Genomic DNA, 689 nt, shown 5'->3' on the forward strand with positions numbered 1-689 from the left:
AACGATCACCTTGGAGTCCTTCATGCCCGCCAGATGCTGGATCGCGCCCGAGATGCCGGCGGCGATGTACAGCTGCGGCGCCACGATCTTGCCGGTCTGGCCCACCTGCCAGTCGTTCGGCGCGTAGCCCGCGTCCACCGCCGCGCGGCTGGCGCCCAGGCCCGCGTTGAGCTTGTCGGCCAGCGGCGCCATCACTTCCTGGAACTTCTCGGCGCTGCCCAAGGCGCGGCCGCCCGAGACGATGATCTTGGCCGCGGTCAGTTCGGGGCGCTCGCTCTTGGTGACTTCCCTTCCGACGAAGCTGCTCTTGCCGGAGTCGGCCACGCCGTCCACGGTCTCGACCGCGGCGCTGCCGCCGGTGGCCGCCGCCGCATCGAAGCCCGTCGTGCGCACRGTCGCCACCTTGATCGCATCGCTGCTCTGCACGATGGCAATCGCRTTGCCCGCGTAGATCGGACGCTCGAAGGTGTCGGGGCTGTCGACCTTGGTGATGTCGCTGATCTGCGCCACGTCCAGCAAGGCGGCCACGCGCGGCGCSACGTTCTTGCCGTTGGCCGTGGCCGGGAACAGGATGTGGCTGTAGTTCTTCGCGATCGCGAGCACCTGGGCGGCGACGTTCTCCGCCAGGTTCTCGGCCAGGCTCGGGCTGTCGGCGACGATCACCTTGGCCACGCCCACCACCTGGGCGG

At 69.4% G+C, this 689-nt stretch carries 1 protein-coding gene; it reads right to left on the bottom strand.

Features of this window, described 5'->3' with window-relative positions:
• On the bottom strand, positions 1-689 hold a 689-nt coding region (locus AB4Z46_RS35375), incomplete at both ends, for an electron transfer flavoprotein subunit alpha/FixB family protein (protein WP_442288218.1).

It is taken from the genome of Variovorax sp. M-6 (assembly GCF_052114385.1).
Classification (GTDB): domain Bacteria; phylum Pseudomonadota; class Gammaproteobacteria; order Burkholderiales; family Burkholderiaceae_C; genus Variovorax.